11 protein-coding genes are annotated in these 15,031 nt (G+C 71.6%); 6 read left to right on the forward strand and 5 right to left on the reverse strand.

Annotation, left to right across the window (positions count from 1 at the left end):
- The first annotated feature begins 289 nt into the window (after window positions 1–289).
- Together ACP4J0_RS27585 and ACP4J0_RS27590 are read left to right on the forward strand one after the other, a co-directional pair.
- Window positions 290–1,633 carry a GDSL-type esterase/lipase family protein gene (locus ACP4J0_RS27585; protein ID WP_426601425.1) on the forward strand — a complete coding sequence of 448 codons (1,344 nt, stop codon included), beginning with the start codon at window positions 290–292 and terminating at the stop codon, window positions 1,631–1,633.
- A gap of 271 nt (window positions 1,634–1,904) precedes the next feature.
- Entirely contained in the window at window positions 1,905–2,660 is a 756-nt protein-coding gene (locus ACP4J0_RS27590; RefSeq protein WP_426523466.1) for an SDR family NAD(P)-dependent oxidoreductase, read from the forward strand.
- Between the two features lie 482 nt (window positions 2,661–3,142).
- On the opposite strand, the gene ACP4J0_RS27595 is transcribed toward ACP4J0_RS27590, so the two are convergent.
- Both ACP4J0_RS27595 and ACP4J0_RS27600 read right to left on the reverse strand, forming a co-directional pair.
- On the reverse strand, window positions 3,143–3,850 hold the full coding sequence (locus tag ACP4J0_RS27595; RefSeq protein WP_426601426.1) for a B3/B4 domain-containing protein: 708 nt from the start codon (window positions 3,848–3,850) through the stop codon (window positions 3,143–3,145).
- A 38-nt stretch (window positions 3,851–3,888) separates the two neighbouring features.
- A complete protein-coding gene (locus ACP4J0_RS27600; protein ID WP_426601427.1) occupies window positions 3,889–4,536 on the reverse strand; it encodes an FMN-binding negative transcriptional regulator in 648 nt (215 codons plus the stop codon).
- A gap of 293 nt (window positions 4,537–4,829) precedes the next feature.
- Between ACP4J0_RS27600 and ACP4J0_RS27605 the strand changes: the two genes are divergently transcribed.
- Window positions 4,830–5,405 carry a helix-turn-helix domain-containing protein gene (locus ACP4J0_RS27605; protein ID WP_426523462.1) on the forward strand — a complete coding sequence of 192 codons (576 nt, stop codon included), beginning with the start codon at window positions 4,830–4,832 and terminating at the stop codon, window positions 5,403–5,405.
- Window positions 5,406–5,719: 314 nt separating this feature from the next.
- Here the strand turns inward: ACP4J0_RS27605 and ACP4J0_RS27610 are convergent, their stop codons facing one another.
- The gene (locus ACP4J0_RS27610; RefSeq protein ID WP_426555401.1) at window positions 5,720–6,769 is read right to left on the reverse strand and encodes a pentapeptide repeat-containing protein; all 1,050 of its coding nucleotides are present in this window, start codon (window positions 6,767–6,769) and stop codon (window positions 5,720–5,722) included.
- Window positions 6,770–7,049: 280 nt separating this feature from the next.
- Entirely contained in the window at window positions 7,050–7,961 is a 912-nt protein-coding gene (locus tag ACP4J0_RS27615) for an NAD-dependent protein deacetylase (protein ID WP_426601428.1), read from the reverse strand.
- Window positions 7,962–8,323: 362 nt separating this feature from the next.
- Between ACP4J0_RS27615 and ACP4J0_RS27620 the strand changes: the two genes are divergently transcribed.
- Window positions 8,324–9,667 carry an APC family permease gene (locus tag ACP4J0_RS27620; RefSeq protein WP_426601429.1) on the forward strand — a complete coding sequence of 448 codons (1,344 nt, stop codon included), beginning with the start codon at window positions 8,324–8,326 and terminating at the stop codon, window positions 9,665–9,667.
- A gap of 176 nt (window positions 9,668–9,843) precedes the next feature.
- A complete protein-coding gene (locus tag ACP4J0_RS27625; protein ID WP_426601430.1) occupies window positions 9,844–10,218 on the forward strand; it encodes a VOC family protein in 375 nt (124 codons plus the stop codon).
- 415 nt (window positions 10,219–10,633) lie between these two features.
- Here the strand turns inward: ACP4J0_RS27625 and ACP4J0_RS27630 are convergent, their stop codons facing one another.
- Complete coding sequence (locus ACP4J0_RS27630; protein WP_426601431.1) at window positions 10,634–13,318, reverse strand: erythromycin esterase family protein; 2,685 nt, start codon at window positions 13,316–13,318, stop codon at window positions 10,634–10,636.
- A gap of 604 nt (window positions 13,319–13,922) precedes the next feature.
- Here ACP4J0_RS27630 and ACP4J0_RS27635 point away from each other — a divergent pair.
- Window positions 13,923–15,020 carry a winged helix DNA-binding domain-containing protein gene (locus ACP4J0_RS27635; protein ID WP_426601432.1) on the forward strand — a complete coding sequence of 366 codons (1,098 nt, stop codon included), beginning with the start codon at window positions 13,923–13,925 and terminating at the stop codon, window positions 15,018–15,020.
- The last annotated feature ends 11 nt before the right edge of the window (window positions 15,021–15,031 follow it).

The following is a 15,031-nucleotide window of genomic DNA, read 5'->3' on the forward strand; positions in this document are numbered from 1 at the left end:
CGCCGGCCCGGAGGATTCCGTACGGGCGAAGCCGGACGACGACTGCAACACGCTTTCAGCGGCCCGGCGTTGGTGTCTACGATGCTGGGGTCATCGGAGCGTCGCGAGTGGTGGAGGCGACGCGGAGCAAGCCGAGCGACGACGCGGGGCCGCGTTCACGCGACTGCCGTCCGGCCGAGGACGGACCGAGGAGGGGAGGAGGGGGGACCACGGGAGACCACGCGGGGCCGCTCCACGGACGTTCGTGCAGATGACCGACCCGTCCAGCCACGTCGGAAGGCAGGCACCCATGCACCGTCTCCTTGCCCGGGTACTCAGTCCCGCCCAGGCTCCGTCGGCCAGACGCATCGCGGCCGGCCTGGCCTTCACGTTGGCTTCCTCGTGCCTCGCCGCGTCCGCGACGACCGCGGCCACCCCCGCCGACACCCGGTCAGGCAGGCACCCCGGAGCCAACGCCTGGTTCACGTCCTGGGCGAGTTCCCAGCAGAGCCTCGCCCCCACCCCACTGCGTGATCAGTCCGTTCGGATGATCACCCACCTCAGTCAGGGAGGCGACGCACTCCGGATCCGCGTCCAGAACACCTTCGGCGAGACACCCCTCACCGTCGACGCGGCGACGGTGGGACACAGCAGCGGCACGGGCGCCGCGACGGAAGGCCGCCCACGACCTGTCACGTTCGACGGTCGGCGCGAGGTCGTCGTACCGGCCGGCGGTGAGGTGTGGAGTGACACCACCGTGCTCAAGACCGAGGCCCAGGACGACGTCGCGGTGTCGCTCTCGGTCTCCGGCACGGTGATCCCGGGCCGGCACGACAGTGCCTTTCGCACCAACTACCTGACCGCGGCAGGCTCCGGCGACCACACCGGCGACACGACCGGTGCCGCATTCACCGAGACGACCGGCTCCACCTACCTGGTCAGCGCCGTCGACGTGCACAACCCGCGACTACGGGGCAGCCTCGTCGCCTACGGCAGTTCGGTGGTCGACGGGTCGGGATCGACGAACTGCGGGCGGGACTGCAGCCGGCCGGGCGCCAACCTCCGGTGGACGGACGTCCTCGCCCGGCGGATCACCGCGGAACTCCCTCCGGAGCGGCGGTTCGCCGTGGTCAACGCCGGTATCGGCGGTACCACCAGCGCCGGAACCTGCCCGGGCATCGGCGAATCCGTGCGCGGCCTGGACGCGGCCGCCCGACTGGAACGAGACGTCCTGTCGCTGCACGGAGTCACCGGGGTCCTCTACTACTACGGCACCAACGACCTCGCGGCCGGCTGCGATGCCGCGGGGATCCTGGCGAGTTACCGGGAGGTCTTCCAGCGGCTGCGTGCCGCGGGGATCAAGGTGTACGTCACGCCCATCACCCCCCGCCCGGGCTACACCGACCAGAACAACCGCGACCGGCACACCGTCGGCACGTTCGTGTCGAAGTGGAACGGGTGCGGCGGTACCTGCGACGGCGTTCTCCCCTTCGACCAAGTACTCAAGGATCCCGTGGAGCCGAACAGCATTTACCCGCCGTACGACACGGGGGACGGAGTCCACGCGAACATCGCCGGTCAGCAGGCTCTCGCCGACATCATCTCGCTCCCGATGCTGACAGCGTCGGGCCGCCGATGGCATGAGGGCCGATGACCTGCGCCAGGGCGGTCCCGCGGAACGCGACCGTGTGAGCGATTGACGGCCCCGGCCCCGGCCGGCCCCGCACCGGGGGCATGCCATCGCCGGCCTTGTTTGCACGCAAAGAGTGACATGTGTACTGTGCATATGAAGTGCATAATGCATATTAGTCTTGCGTGGCGGGCAGTGCGTCGTGGCCGCCGGTGACGACGCACAAGGACGTCCAGGAGGCCCCGGCTCTCCCGTCCGAACCGGGACCGCAGGCGTTCACGAAAGGCAGCGACCCATGAATTCCCTCAGCCTCGAAGGCAAGTCGGCCATCGTCACGGGAGGTGCGTCCGGCATCGGCGGCGCCATCACGAAACTGTTCGTCGCGCGCGGCGCCCGGGTCGTGGTCGTCGACCTCCAGGAGGAGGCCGGAGAGGCGCTCGCCCGCGAAATGGGCGAGTCGGTGGTCTTCCTCCGCGGCGACGTGTCCGACCGGACCGTCGCCGACCGTGCCGTCGCGACCGCCGCCGAACGCTTCGGGAAGCTCGATGTCCTGGTGAACAACGCGAGCGTGTCGCGCCAGAAGCCGTTCGAGGAGCAGACGGACGACGACTGGAACCTCGCCATGAACACCAGCCTGTACGCCACTCGCAACTTCATGCTCGCCGCCCTGCCGGAACTGAAGAAGGCCGGCAGCGCGACGGTCATCAACTTCGGTTCCGGCGCAGGTCTCGACGGCCAGCCCAACCAGGCGTCCTACGCGGCGACGAAGGAGGCCATCCGCGGACTGAGCCGCGTGGTGGCCAACGAGTGGGCACCGCTCAACATCCGCGTCAACGTGGTCTGCCCGATGGCCATGACGGCAGGTGTGGCCCAGTGGGCCGAGGCGCGCCCCGAGCAGTACGCGCAGTCCGCGGCCAAGGTCCCCCTGGGCCGCTTCGGCGACCCCGACCGTGACGTCGCCCCCATCGTCGCCTTCCTCGCGAGCGACGATGCCCAGTACATGACCGGGCAGACCATCATGGCCGACGGCGGCGCGATCAAACTCCGCTGAGCCCCGCCTGCCGCGGCGCGAGAGCCGCCGAGTGACGCGAATACGCTGACGGTTGTCCCGCCGCGCTCGGCCCACTGCTGTCAGGGAGGAGGCGGCCGAGCGGGGTTCGGCTCTCAGCGGGAGGGCGGTATCGGCGGGGATGCGAGGGCGTCGAGCAGGCCCGGCGTCGGGGGGCGCCGGGCGGGGGCTGTGGGTGAGACCGCGCTTCCATGCGGCTGGACGTTACGCGTTGAGCGGGCGAGAGGCCTGCCGGCCGCGGGGCGGCCCGCTGTCCGAGCGGCCCATCCGGCTGCGCGGCGGGCTGGAACCGTACATCCCCGCCCCGCCCCGCGCCCGGCCGAGCTCGACCCGGGTACCGAAGAAGGCCATGCCCCGAGTCCAGAGCGCTCACGCGTGAGCGCGGGAGGCCGGCAGGCGGTGGCGGGCACACGCGTACACCGGCCGAACGGGCGTGGACACGGCCCGGGTCCACACCGCCGACGTCAGATGCCGGCGTGCGGATGGGCGGGGCTGAGGTAGTGCACCGCGGTCTGCTCGGCGTGCGGGACCAGCAGGCCCCGCAGTTCCTCCGCCGCGGCCTTGAGGCAGTCGCCGTCGCGGGTGGCGTGGAGGGTCTCGAGGACGAAGGCGACGTGGGTGGAGTCTTCGGTGACGCGTGTGCGGTGGGCGTCGCGGTGGTTCCAGTGGCGGGTCAGGACGCCGTCGGTGTCGGCGTAGATGATCTCGCCGGGCTTGGGGTTCTCGACGGTGCCGGGCTCGCCGAGCGGGGTGAACTCCTCGCCGCCGTCCGCGTAGCGGATGTCCACGTCGCCGGTGACGTGGTCGAGGTCGAAGGCGCCGGCCGGAAGTGCGTGACGGACGGAGACGGAGTTGTAGGAATCGACGGCCGGGTTGATACGCGGCAGCGAACGCTTCTTGGTGAGGCGGCGCCCGAGGGCGTCGACGCTGGGGCGGATGCGGCGGGGATTGGTGCCGAAGGAGCGGTAGGCGGTGTGCCATGCCTCGATGCGGGGATCGTTCTCGTCGGCGGGCTGCCAGGTGCCGTCGGCGAGCTGCTGCTCCAGGTTCTCCAGAGCGGCGGTGGTGTCGGGCCAGGCTTCGTGGCCGCGCAGACCGGAGGCGATGACAAGGGCGATGAGTGTGTCGGGGAATGCGTCGGCGACGGCGGGGCTGATGCGAAAGGCGGTCATGAGGGGGTTCCTGTTTCGTACGTGTGCTGGTGGAGGGGTCAGGGCTTCCACGGACCGATGCGGTCCAGTCGGCGCAGTTGCTGGCGTGCGGTGGACACGTCGAGGCCCTGGCCACGCTCGGTGAGGTGGCCGGCGACGGCAGTGCGGTGTGCCACCGGTTTGTGGTCGTCGTACTTGAACTTGGCCCGCACTTCGAGCACTTCCAGCCTCAGGCCTCGGATTCCGGGAAGCATCCGTCCGTACGGGGGGCGGTCGGCGTCGATGGAGGCGTGGTCGCCGTCGGGCTGGAAATGTGCCATCTGGCGGCGCAGCAGCTCGGCCTTGGCCTCGGGCTCGTCGATGATGTGGGCGCGGCAGATGAACTGGACGGCCGCGTAGTAGCTGGTGGGAACGCCGTCGGTGGGCGGGTCCTCGGGCCTGGCGCGCCAGGGGCCGGGGATGAAGGCGTAGTCGCCGATGACGGTGAAGGTGACGTTCGGGTCGTTCTCGATCGCCTTCCAGAGCGGGTTGGGCCGGGCCAGGTGGATCAGCAGCCGGCCGGCGTCGGTGGTGAAGTGGGTGGGAACGGTGAGGGGCGCTTGGCCGGGCAGGCCGTTGACGCTGAGCTGCCCGAAATCGTGACCGTCGCCGACCCAGGCCCGCCATTCGGCTTCGTCCAGGGCGGCGTCCCAGGGCTGGATGAACATCGGGTTCTCCCTGTGTGGAAGGTGCGGCGGTTCGGATGAGGGCGAGCGGGCCGGCGGCGACGGCGGCGGTGGTCAGCCGGCGAGGCGCCCGGGAGGAGTCACAGCGGCAGGTCGACCGCGAGCCGGTCCGGGCCCCGCCCGGCACGGTGCCCGGCACCTGCCGCCCTGCAGCCGGCAAGGCCACCGGACTTCACGGTGGAACGACTCGACCGTACAATGAAACGACCGCAGGTTGTCAACCAAATGACCGTGCGGTCCATTCCAGTGCTGTAAGACGTCAGGACGGTGATCAAGTGCTCGAGGCAGAGGCGGCCTTGCGCGCCCTCGCGCACAACGTCAGAGCCGCACGCACGCGCGCGGGGCTGTCCCTGGACGAACTGGGCCGACGGGCGAAGGTCAGCAAGGGTGCCCTGGTCGGGTTGGAGAAGGCCCAGGGCAACCCGAACTTCGCCACTCTGGTCCGCCTCGCGGACACCCTCGGTCTCTCGGTGTCCGCCCTGATGGACGGACCGGCCGAAGGCCGTGTCCGAGTGGTGTCCGCGGACGCCGTCAGGCCCTTGTGGGCCGGGGAGCGGGGCAGCGAGGCCCGGCTCGTGCTGACCACCTCGGGAGCGGCCCCGGTCGAGGTGTGGCGCTGGAAGCTGGAGCCGGGGGAGGAGTACCCCAGTCACCCGCACCAGGCCGGCGTTGTGGAGACGGTCAGTGTCGTGCACGGCCGGATGACGCTGGTCGTCGACGGCACCGAGCACCCCGTCGAAGCCGGACAGACAGCCACCTACGACGGCGACACCGCCCACACCTACCGCGGCTCGGGGACCGAAACCTGCCACCTGATCATGACCGTCCACATCCCGCCCACGAGAGGGTGACGGCTGCCGGCCGGGACCCGGGGGCACGGTCGGCAGTGAGCGGCCACGCGACCACGGTCTCGGTGCCGGCCGGCGCAGGCCCGCGGGTCCGATTCCGCCGAGCCGCGGCAGGACCGGCGTCGCACCGCCGAAGCGGACGGGCGAATGCGGGCCACATCCACTTCACCGTTCTCGGGCCGTGACGTCTCGGTGGCGGAAGGCGATCACTCGCCGTGGCGAGCGGCATCGAGGACGCGAGCGCGATCGCCCTCGCCTGCCCTTGGCGCAGTCGCCGCGCCCGGAGGCTGGGACGCGGCTGTGTCCGACCGCGCCGGTCACTGGGTGGACCGCAGTGGCGGCGCCTGCCACGTCATGCCAGGGGGCTGAAGCAGGGGCGAGGGTTCGGGGCCCGGGTCATCGGTGTCGACGACTCCGGCGGCCGGGTGGTCGAAGCCGACGGGCCAGCGGGTGCGGTCACTGGCCAGGGCACCGGTCAGGCGTGCTTCGGCGAGGTCGGCGGTGCTCAGGTCCGTGCCGCGCAGATCGGTCATGCGGAGGTCGGCGCGGTGGAAGACCGCCCCACGTGCGTCGGCCTTGCGCAGGTTCGCCTCGCGCAGGTCGGTCCCGGTGAAGTCGGCGTCGCGCACATCGGCTTGGACCAGTTTCGCACCCCGCAGGTCGGCCAGCACGCAACGGACCCGTCGGAGAATCGCCGTGGTGAGATCGGCGTGCCGCAGATTGACCGAGACCAGAGAGGCCTGGGTCAGATTGGCGTGGTACAGGCCCGCCGCCTCCATGCAGGCGCGGTCGAAGTTGACCTCGGGCAACCCCAGCCCGTCGCAGTCGGCCCGGCGCAGATCGGTGACGCTGAGATTGACCCATGACTCCTCCCGGTGCCGGCACAGAGAGCCGAGCCCGGTCAGCGCCACCTGGGCGTCGGCGACACGGGTCTCCAGCGGTGCTATGTCGTTGATGGCCACGTCCGCCGCCGGCGACTCGGGGCCGGTGGGCGGCCAGGGCAGACGCGTACGCAGGTACGCGGCCTGGATGGAGATGACGGCGTCCCGGTCGCGGGCGGACTGCTCCGCGATCCGCCGCAGGGCGTGCAGCCCGCCGATGCGTACATCCATTTTGTCGCTGCCGAGCTGGTCGACCGCCCGGCTGAACCGATCGGTGACGTACCCCTCCTGAGTGGCGCGCAGACTTTCCTGGCTCACCCGTACCTGCCGCCAGGTGGCGGACGCGCCGAAGAGCACGACGAGACCGGCGAGTACCTGCAGAAGCGTCGTTCGGACATCGTTCACGGCCTTCAGCCGATCCTGTGCGGCAACGCTCGACCCGGCGAGATCGTGATCGACCACCACAGCCGGCAGGACGACGAACATCGTCCCCAGAACGACCACCACCACCGCCGTCCCGGCCAGCACAGCTGCGACTCCGCGCCCCCTGACCAGCCGACGGCTCAATCCCCTCGGACCGTGATGCGGTCCCCCCGTTTCCATGGCCGGGAGCCTAGGCAGCTCCCGAGGGATGATCAAGAGGAACGGCCGGTCGGCCGATCGGCCCGGGGCGTGAAGAGCCGCAGACGGTGGCCGGCCGCGGCTCGGCGTGGGGCGCGAGGGGCGGGCTGTGGGGTGAGGTGTGGTGCGCTGACGTCCGCCACCGTCACGACTCGCCCGGGGCCGTCGGCCCGCCGTCGACGGGGATGCCCAGCCGGTCGGCCACGGTGGTGAGGGCTGTTCCCAGCGGGAGCGCGACCCGGGTGAGGGCGTGCCGGTCGCCCCGTGTCGGGTCCAGGTTGACGATCAGCACCGGCTTCGCGTCCTGAGCCGCCTGACGGACGAACCGGAGCCCGGACATCACCGTCAGTGAGGAGCCCAGGACCAGCAGCGAGGCCGCCTCGCGGACCAGCTCGCGGCAGTGCTCGACCCGCCGCGGCGGAACGGCTTCGCCGAAGAACACCACGTCCGGTTTGAGGATGCCGTCACAGAGAGCGCAGGGCACCACCCGGAAGTCCCCGACCTGTGCGTCGGTGAGGTCGGCGTCACCGTCCGGGTTGATTCCCGCGGCCACCGGCTCGAAGCCCGGGTTGGCCTCCTCCAGCCGGCGGGCGAGTTCACGGCGCGGGCTGAAGGTGCCGCAGGAGAGGCAGACGACCCGGTCCAGGCTTCCGTGGAGTTCCACGACGCCGTCGCTGCCGGCGGCCTGATGCAGGCCGTCGACGTTCTGGGTGATCACACCCGTGAGCAGTCCGTGGCGTCCGAACGCGGCGACGGCGCGGTGCCCGGTGTTGGGACGGGCGCGGCCGAAGGTACGCCAGCCGAGGTGACTGCGCGCCCAGTACCGGCGCCGGGCCCGGGGATCGGCGATGAAGTCCTGGTAGGTCATCGGGGTGTGCCGGCTCAGGCTCCCGCCCTCGCCCCGGTAGTCGGGGATCCCCGACTCCGTGGAGAGGCCCGCCCCGCTGAGCACCAGTACACCACCGGCGCTCAGCGCGTCGGCGACCGGCTCCACATCCGTGGTACCGGGCGGCAGATCCTCGGTGGGCGTCCAGCTCAGAGTGGGGCGCATGCGCATGCCGCCAGGGTACGGAACCGGCCGCCCCCGGTCGCGGGCGGCGGCGACTCGTCCACCGGCGCCGGCAGGCGGCCGCGTACGCGGCGGAAGCCGGGACACCGGCGCCGGCGGGCTGTCGCGTACGCGGCGGAAGCCGGGACACCAGCGTCAGTGGGTGCCGCTTCAACCGCGGCAACCGGGGCGCAGTCGGCCGCGGATTCCCCCTGGTTCGCTGACCGGGCGCGGGAACGTCGGAAGGTCCCGCCGGCGCGCTTCCGAATGCAGTATGCCCGGGCATGACTCCCCGGCCCCTCGGGCAGGGGACACGTTGTTCAGTGCCGAAACCTCGAGGGGGAGCCTCCGTGACCACAGGCGGAAGAGACGTGACTGCCTCGCCGGACGGAGCGGACGACACCCCTTTGCGGCGGGCCATCGGCCCCAGACTGCTGATCCTGTTCGTGATCGGCGACATCCTCGGTACCGGCATCTACGCGACCACCGGGCAGGTCGCGGGCAAGGTCGGCGGGGCGCTGTGGCTGCCGTTCGTCATCGGGTTCGTCGTGGCGGTGCTCACCGCGGCCTCGTACGTCGAGCTCGTCGGCAAGTACCCGAAAGCCGCAGGGGCCGCGCTGTACACCCAGAAGGCGTTCCAGGTGCCGTTCCTGACCTTCATCGTCGCCTTCATGGTCATGTGTTCGGGCCTGTCCTCGGCGAGCGCGGCGGCACGTGCTTTCAGCGGCGACTACCTCGCCGAGTTCACGGACCTCTTCCCGCCCACCCTCATCGCCATCCTGTTCGTCCTCGCCCTCGCGGCCCTCAATCTGCGCGGCGTGTCCGAGTCCGTGAAGACCAACGTGGTCCTCACTCTGGTCGAACTGACCGGCCTGTTCGTCATCCTCGCCGTCGGTGCCTGGGCGGTTCTCACCGGTGACGGTGAACCCTCCCGACTCGGCGAGTTCCAGGCAGGGGGCTCCGGCTACGCGCTGATGACCAGCGTGCTGGGAGCGACCGCCCTCGGCTTCTTCGCCTTCGTGGGCTTCGAGGACTCCGTCAACATGGCGGAGGAGACCCAGGACCCGGCACGTACGTTTCCGCGCGCCATCTTCATCGGCGTCGCCGTCACCGGGACCATCTACGTCCTGGTCGCCCTGGTCTCCTCGCTGCTCGTCGACTACCGCGTGCTGGAAGGCTCCAGCGGCCCGCTGCTGGAGGTCGTCAAGGCCGGCGGGCTGGACTTTCCACCGAAGCTGTTCGCGCTGATCGCCCTGTTCGCCGTCACGAACTCGGCACTGATCAACATCATGATGGCGTCCCGGCTCTGCTACGGCATGGCGAACGAACGCATCCTGCCGCGCGCCCTGGGCCGGGTTCTTCCCCGGCGCCGTACTCCGGTCGTCGGCATCGTCTTCGTGTCGCTGCTCGCCATCGGCCTGGTCTCCACCGGAGAGATCGCGGGCCTCGGCGACACCACGGCCTTCCTGCTCCTGTGCGTCTTCGCCGTCGTCAACATCGCCGTACTGGTTCTGCGCCGCGACCGTGTCGAGCACAGGCATTTCCGTACGCCGACGGCGCTGCCGGTACTGGGCGCGGTCACCTCCCTCATTCTCGCCAGCCCCCTGTCCGACCGGCCCGCGCACGTCTACATCCGGGCGGGCGTGCTGCTGGCCATCGGCATCGGGCTGTGGGTGCTGAACAAGGCGGTGATGAAGGCACGCGGCGAGGCGTGAACGGCGCCATCGAGGCCTGAGCAGTCGTCCATGACGACCGGCGGCGGTCCGGAGTGCGCCTCGCATGTCCGCCGCGACAGCGGGTACGACACCTCCCGAGTTCGTCTGCGTCCCGGCGGTCCGTGGACGGCCATACGGGGCGTCGCGGATGTGGCCGAAGAGCGAGGGGATCGGAAGTGATTCGAAAGCTGCAGGCGGTCGCGCTGGACTGCGCTGATCCGGTACGGCTTGCGGAGTTCTACGCGGATCTGCTCGGTGGCCGGGTGGTCGCGGACCGGGAGGACCCGGACTGGGTGGAGGTGCACGGGTTCGAAGGGACACCGCTGGCCTGCCAGCGGGTGGACGGTTACGAGCCGCCCGCGTGGCCCGGCCAGGAGCGCCCGCAACAGCTCCACCTGGACTTCGACGTGGACGATCTCGACGGGGAGGAGAAGCGTGCACTCGCCCTCGGCGCGACCGTGCTGGAGCGGACGGACCAGCTCCGCACGGAGGCCAATTGGCGGGTCTACGCGGACCCGGCCGGCCATCCGTTCTGCCTCTGTCTCCACTGAGTCCCCCAGGCCCGCCGCCCCGCCTCGATGACTGCCGCCGCCCGCACGGGCGCCATGAGCGCGAAGCCGGGCGCCTACCGTCCTGCGCCGGCACAGCCGCCGCCACGGCAGGCCCAGGAAGCAGATGCCGGGTTCACCGGCCATCCCTCGGCGCTGCTTCGGCCGGCCGTTCCCGGCGAACGTGTCGATTTCCGGGCCGGCGTGGGGTGCGACGAGCGCGCCGTACGGGAACCGCGGGGCGTCCCGGTCGCCCGGCGCGGACCGGCTGCCCCCGCACCGGGCGGCCGACCGTCCACGGACCGCCGGGACGCAGACGAACACGCGGTGCCGGAGCCGAGGGAGTCGGCGCCGGCACCACGTGCGTGGGACGGTCGCCTTGCCGCAGCGGAGGAGCGGCCGGCCGCCGGCGCAAGGGTCAGTGGCGCGGAAGCAGGCGGCTCGGCCGGATCTCGTGCAGGTGCACCACCACGTCCGCCGACCTCAGCAGATTGACCGAGTCCGGGTCCCGGGGCCAGTGCGTGCCGATCTCCCGTTTGGGACGGGTCACGGCCAGCCAGGCGCGGACGGCGGGCGGCGCGGTGCGCAGGTCGAGGTACCAGTCCCGGTGGCTCACCCGGTCCAGGGTCTGCTCGACCGAACCGGCCGCGACCGGCCCGGAGCGGAACTCCTTCACGTCCTCGTCGCGGGGGTTGGAGACGCCCTTGTCGGTGGCGTGGAAGGAGCCGTGGTCGAAGGCCAGGCCCACGACCAGGTAACCGTTCCCGAGCGCGCGGCGGAGCAGGCCGCCCTGGATGACCGGGTAGTCCGGGTCGTAGCCCTCCAGGTACACGTGGCCGTTGTGGGCGGCCAGCACCGCCCGGGCGCCGGTCTGCCGGAGCCACCAGAGGGTGTTCTCCGTCATCACGGTGTCGCGGTAGGCCAGGGCCTCGCGTTCGTCGGCCGGGTCGTCGTAGTCGAAGGCGTTCTGGCGTGCGACCTGATGGACGATCTCCGCGTTCCGCACCGCCCGGGCGTGGGCGTCCCCTGCCACGGTGCGCCCGGCGAAGCTCCGGGCGCGCAGCAACTCCACGACGCGTCCGGTCCGTTCGGCCTTCTCCCGCCGCAGGGCCGGGGGTTCCTCGATGGCGGCCACCATGTACTCGCCGGCGGGCAGGGTGGGGCGCAGTCCCCGGTACAGCTCGGTGACGGCGGGCAGCAGGTCGGGGTGGGCGCGCCGGACGTGGTCGACGACCCGGTCGTACAGATCGGGGCCCGCGTAACTGCTGTCGTTGCCGGCGAACCTGACCGGGTCGTCGGGGTGGGCGACGTTGTACGCGCGCATCCAGCGGATCAGGTCCAGCACCTCGCCGGTCCGCATGAACAGGTAGGCGTTCTGGAACTCCTCGGACACGATCCGGGCGGGGTCGCCGCGCCCGGTGAGCAGGTAGTCGTCCAGGCGGAGCCCCGCGCTCCAGGGGGCTTCGAGGACGAGGGAGCGGAAACCCTTCTCCTCGACCAGGTACCGGAACACCCGGTGCTGGAGGGCGAGGAAGTCGCGGGAGCCGTGGACGGCCTGCCCGACGCCGACCAGCCGGGCGTCACCCACCGCCTCCCCCAGGGCGCGCAGGTCGTCGAAGGGGCCGACGGGCTCCACGGTGCGCAGCGGACGGGCCGCCTCCTCCAGGGCGGGCAGCAGACCGGTGGACGTCCCCGGAGCGTGGGGCCGCTGCTCGGCCGCTGCACGGGCGAGTCTCCGGCTCGGCCGGATCTCGTCCAGGTGCACCACCAGGTCCATCGACCTCAGCAGGTTGACCTGGTCGCCGGTCGGCGGGTAGTCGGTGCCGATCTCCCGTTTGGGCCGGGTGACGTCCAGCAGGGCGCGGGCTGCGGGCGGCGCGGTGCGCAGGTCGGCGTACCAGTTCCGGTGACCCACCCGGTCCAGGACGTACTCGGCCGAACCGGGAGCGGCGGGCTCCACCTCGACCCGTCCGACGTCCTGGTCGGCCGGATTCTGCAGACCCTGCGCGGTGGCGTGCACGGCGCCCCGGTCGAAGGAGAGCCCCACCGCCAGGTAGCCGTCGCCCAGCCGTTGCCGGAGCACCGATCCCTGGGGGAGGGGGAGGGTGGGGGTGGAACTCCTGGTGTACAGGTGGCTGTTGTGTCCGCCGAGCACGAGTCGGTGGCTGGTGTGGCGGTGCCACCACAGGGTGTTCTCCGCCATGGCGGTGTCGCGGTGGGCCATGGCCTCCGGCCCGTTCCGAGGGTCGGAGAGGTCGAAGGCGTACAGGCGCGCCACCTGGTCGATGACGGTGGCGTGCTGGAGCGCCCAGGCGTGCTCCTCGTCCGTCCCGGCGGGTTCGCGGGCGCGGAGCAGTCCGAGGACGCGTCCGGTGCGTTCGGCCCGTGCGCGACGCTCGTCCAGGGGCTCGGTCACGGCGGTGCGCATCCACGCGTCGACGGGCAGGGTGGGGCGCAGCCCCCGGTACAGCTCGGTGACGGCGGGCAGCAGGTCGGGGTGGGCGCGCCGGACGTGGCCGACGACCCGGTCGTACAGCTCCGGACCGGCGTAGCCGTTGTCGTTGCCGGCGAACCTGACCGGGTCGTCGGGGTGGGCGACGTTGTACGCGCGCATCCAGCGGATCAGGTCCAGGTACTCCTGGCTGTGCAGCAGCAGGAAGGCGTTCCGGAACTCCTCGGACATGATCCGGACGGGATCGCCGCGCCCGGTGAGCAGGTAGTCGTCCAGACGGAGCCCCGCGCTCCAGTTGGCCTCCAGGACGAAGGAGCGGAAACCCTTCTCCTCGACCAGGTACCGCAGCACCCGGTGCCGGAAGGTGACGAAGTCGTGGGAGCCGTGGGCGGCCTCGCCGATGCCGACCACCACGGCGTCACCGACCGCCTCCCCGAAGGGCCGCAGGTCCTCGACAGCGCCCGAGGGCTCGGTGGTGCGCAGCGGACGGGCGGCCTCCTCCAACGCCTGCAGCGGGTCACCGGTTGGAGTGGGAGACCCGTCTGAGGCCCCTGGCCCCCCACCGGCCGGCACCGCGGCGACCGTCCCGGGGACGACGGCGAGCCAGACGAGCAGCGCGACGGCGAGCCGCCTTGATATGAGGGGTGCCATGACGCCAGCATTCCTGCCCGGGCGTCGGGCCGCGCTCCGTATGTCACCTGGTCGGAGCAATGTCGCGGGCGGCGGACGGGCCGCCGACGTGCTGTCCCGGGCCCTTGCGGGCTTCGTGGGATGCCGCCGGGAGCGACGGTGCCGACCGCCTCCGTGAACGGGTGCCCGTCATTCCGCCCGCAGTAGAGGACACAGGCTGACCGCTACTCCTGCGACGGTGGGATCAGAGCCACCCCGGGACCAAGAACTGCCGGGGCGACGCGCGTCGGGCGCGCATGTCCGTGTTCGGCGGACGCACCGGCGCCGTCACCTACCAGGAAACCGGCAACGTGCGGAACGAGAACGAGAACCAGGCGGACCGGACGATCCGGGGCGAGGCGGCCGGGGGACCGCAACGGCCGAGCCGGCCGACTCGACACAGTACGACGGGCGCCGCCGACGACACGACGGCACCCGGCAGACAAGCGGAAGGAAGCGAATCACGTGCGCATACGACAGCCGGGGCGGCGGACCGGCCCCGTGGACGTCCCCCGCACACCCCCCTCACCGTCCCACCCCGTTCCGCGCCGGCGTCCGGCCACCGAGCGAGCCGCGGCCTGAGAACATGACCGTCCTCGACACACGCGCCCTCAACCGCGCCACCCTCGCCCGCCAGTACCTGCTCGGGCGCGCGGACACCTCCGTCCACGACGCCGTGGCGCACCTGTGCGGAATGCAGGCGCAGGAACCCCAGGAACCCTTCATCGGCCTGTGGTCCCGGCTGCACGCCTTCCGACCGCAGGACCTGGACGACGCGCTGACAGGCCGTAAGGTCGTGCGTACGCACCTGATGCGCCGCACCGTCCACCTCGTCACCGCCGACGACGCGCTGGCCTGGCGAGCCCGCCACGACACCATGCTGCGCCAGCGGGTGATGGCCACCTACCGGAGCGAACTCGCGGGCATCGACGTGGAGGAGGTCGCCGCGGCAGGCCGAGCGGTCATGGCCGACCAGCAGCCCCGCACCATGGCCGCACTCGTCGAGCAACTGGAAGGCCGTTGGCCGACGCCCCCGCGCCGTGTCCTGGGCGAGCTGCTCGTCGCGGCCCTCGTCCCGATGGTCCAGCTCCCGCCCCGAGGCCTGTGGCGCACCAGGGCCGGTGTCCGCAACCTGCCCCTGGCCACCTGGCTCGGGCGCGACATCGACCCGCTCTCCTCCGACGATCGCGACCCGACCGGGCAGCAGATGGTACGGCGCTACCTCGCCGCCCACGGTCCCGCCGCCACGGCCGACCTCCGTTCCTGGTGCGGCCTCGCCGGACTTCCCGCCGCGGTCGAGGCCATCCGCGAAGAGCTCGTCGCCTTCCGCGACGAACGCGGCCGGGTGCTTCTCGACCTTCCCGACGCGCCGCGCCCACACCCGGACACTCCCGCACCCGTCCGGTTCCTGCCGGCCTTCGACAACGTGATCCTCGGCTACCACGACCGCAGCCGCATCATCGACGACGCCCACCTCGGCCTGTCCGTCGCCGGCCGACGCGCCGTCCTCGTCGACGGACGCGTCGCCGCCACCTGGACCGTGCACGACGAACAGCTCGCCATCACCCCACTCCGCCCTCTTTCCAGCCCGGAGCGAGAAGCAGTCCACGCCGAAGCCCTGGCCCTGACCGTCTTCCTGGACGAGGGCGTCGAGCGCGTACACATCACCGCGGACGGCGCCTGAGCCGCTTGTCC

Source organism: Streptomyces sp. WG7 (genome assembly GCF_049975785.1).
Lineage (GTDB): Bacteria > Actinomycetota > Actinomycetes > Streptomycetales > Streptomycetaceae > Streptomyces.

Bases quoted from the DNA above. Each gene is read 5' to 3' on its own strand.
- ACP4J0_RS27590 (WP_426523466.1), top strand. From the start codon at position 1,905: ATGAATTCCCTCAGCCTCGAAGGCAAGTCGGCCATCGTCACGGGAGGT.
- ACP4J0_RS27630 (WP_426601431.1), bottom strand. From the start codon at position 13,318: ATGGCACCCCTCATATCAAGGCGGCTCGCCGTCGCGCTGCTCGTCTGG.
- ACP4J0_RS27600 (WP_426601427.1), bottom strand. From the start codon at position 4,536: ATGTTCATCCAGCCCTGGGACGCCGCCCTGGACGAAGCCGAATGGCGG.
- ACP4J0_RS27615 (WP_426601428.1), bottom strand. From the start codon at position 7,961: ATGCGCATGCGCCCCACTCTGAGCTGGACGCCCACCGAGGATCTGCCG.
- ACP4J0_RS27585 (WP_426601425.1), top strand. From the start codon at position 290: ATGCACCGTCTCCTTGCCCGGGTACTCAGTCCCGCCCAGGCTCCGTCG.
- ACP4J0_RS27610 (WP_426555401.1), bottom strand. From the start codon at position 6,769: ATGTTCGTCGTCCTGCCGGCTGTGGTGGTCGATCACGATCTCGCCGGG.
- ACP4J0_RS27635 (WP_426601432.1), top strand. From the start codon at position 13,923: ATGACCGTCCTCGACACACGCGCCCTCAACCGCGCCACCCTCGCCCGC.
- ACP4J0_RS27595 (WP_426601426.1), bottom strand. From the start codon at position 3,850: ATGACCGCCTTTCGCATCAGCCCCGCCGTCGCCGACGCATTCCCCGAC.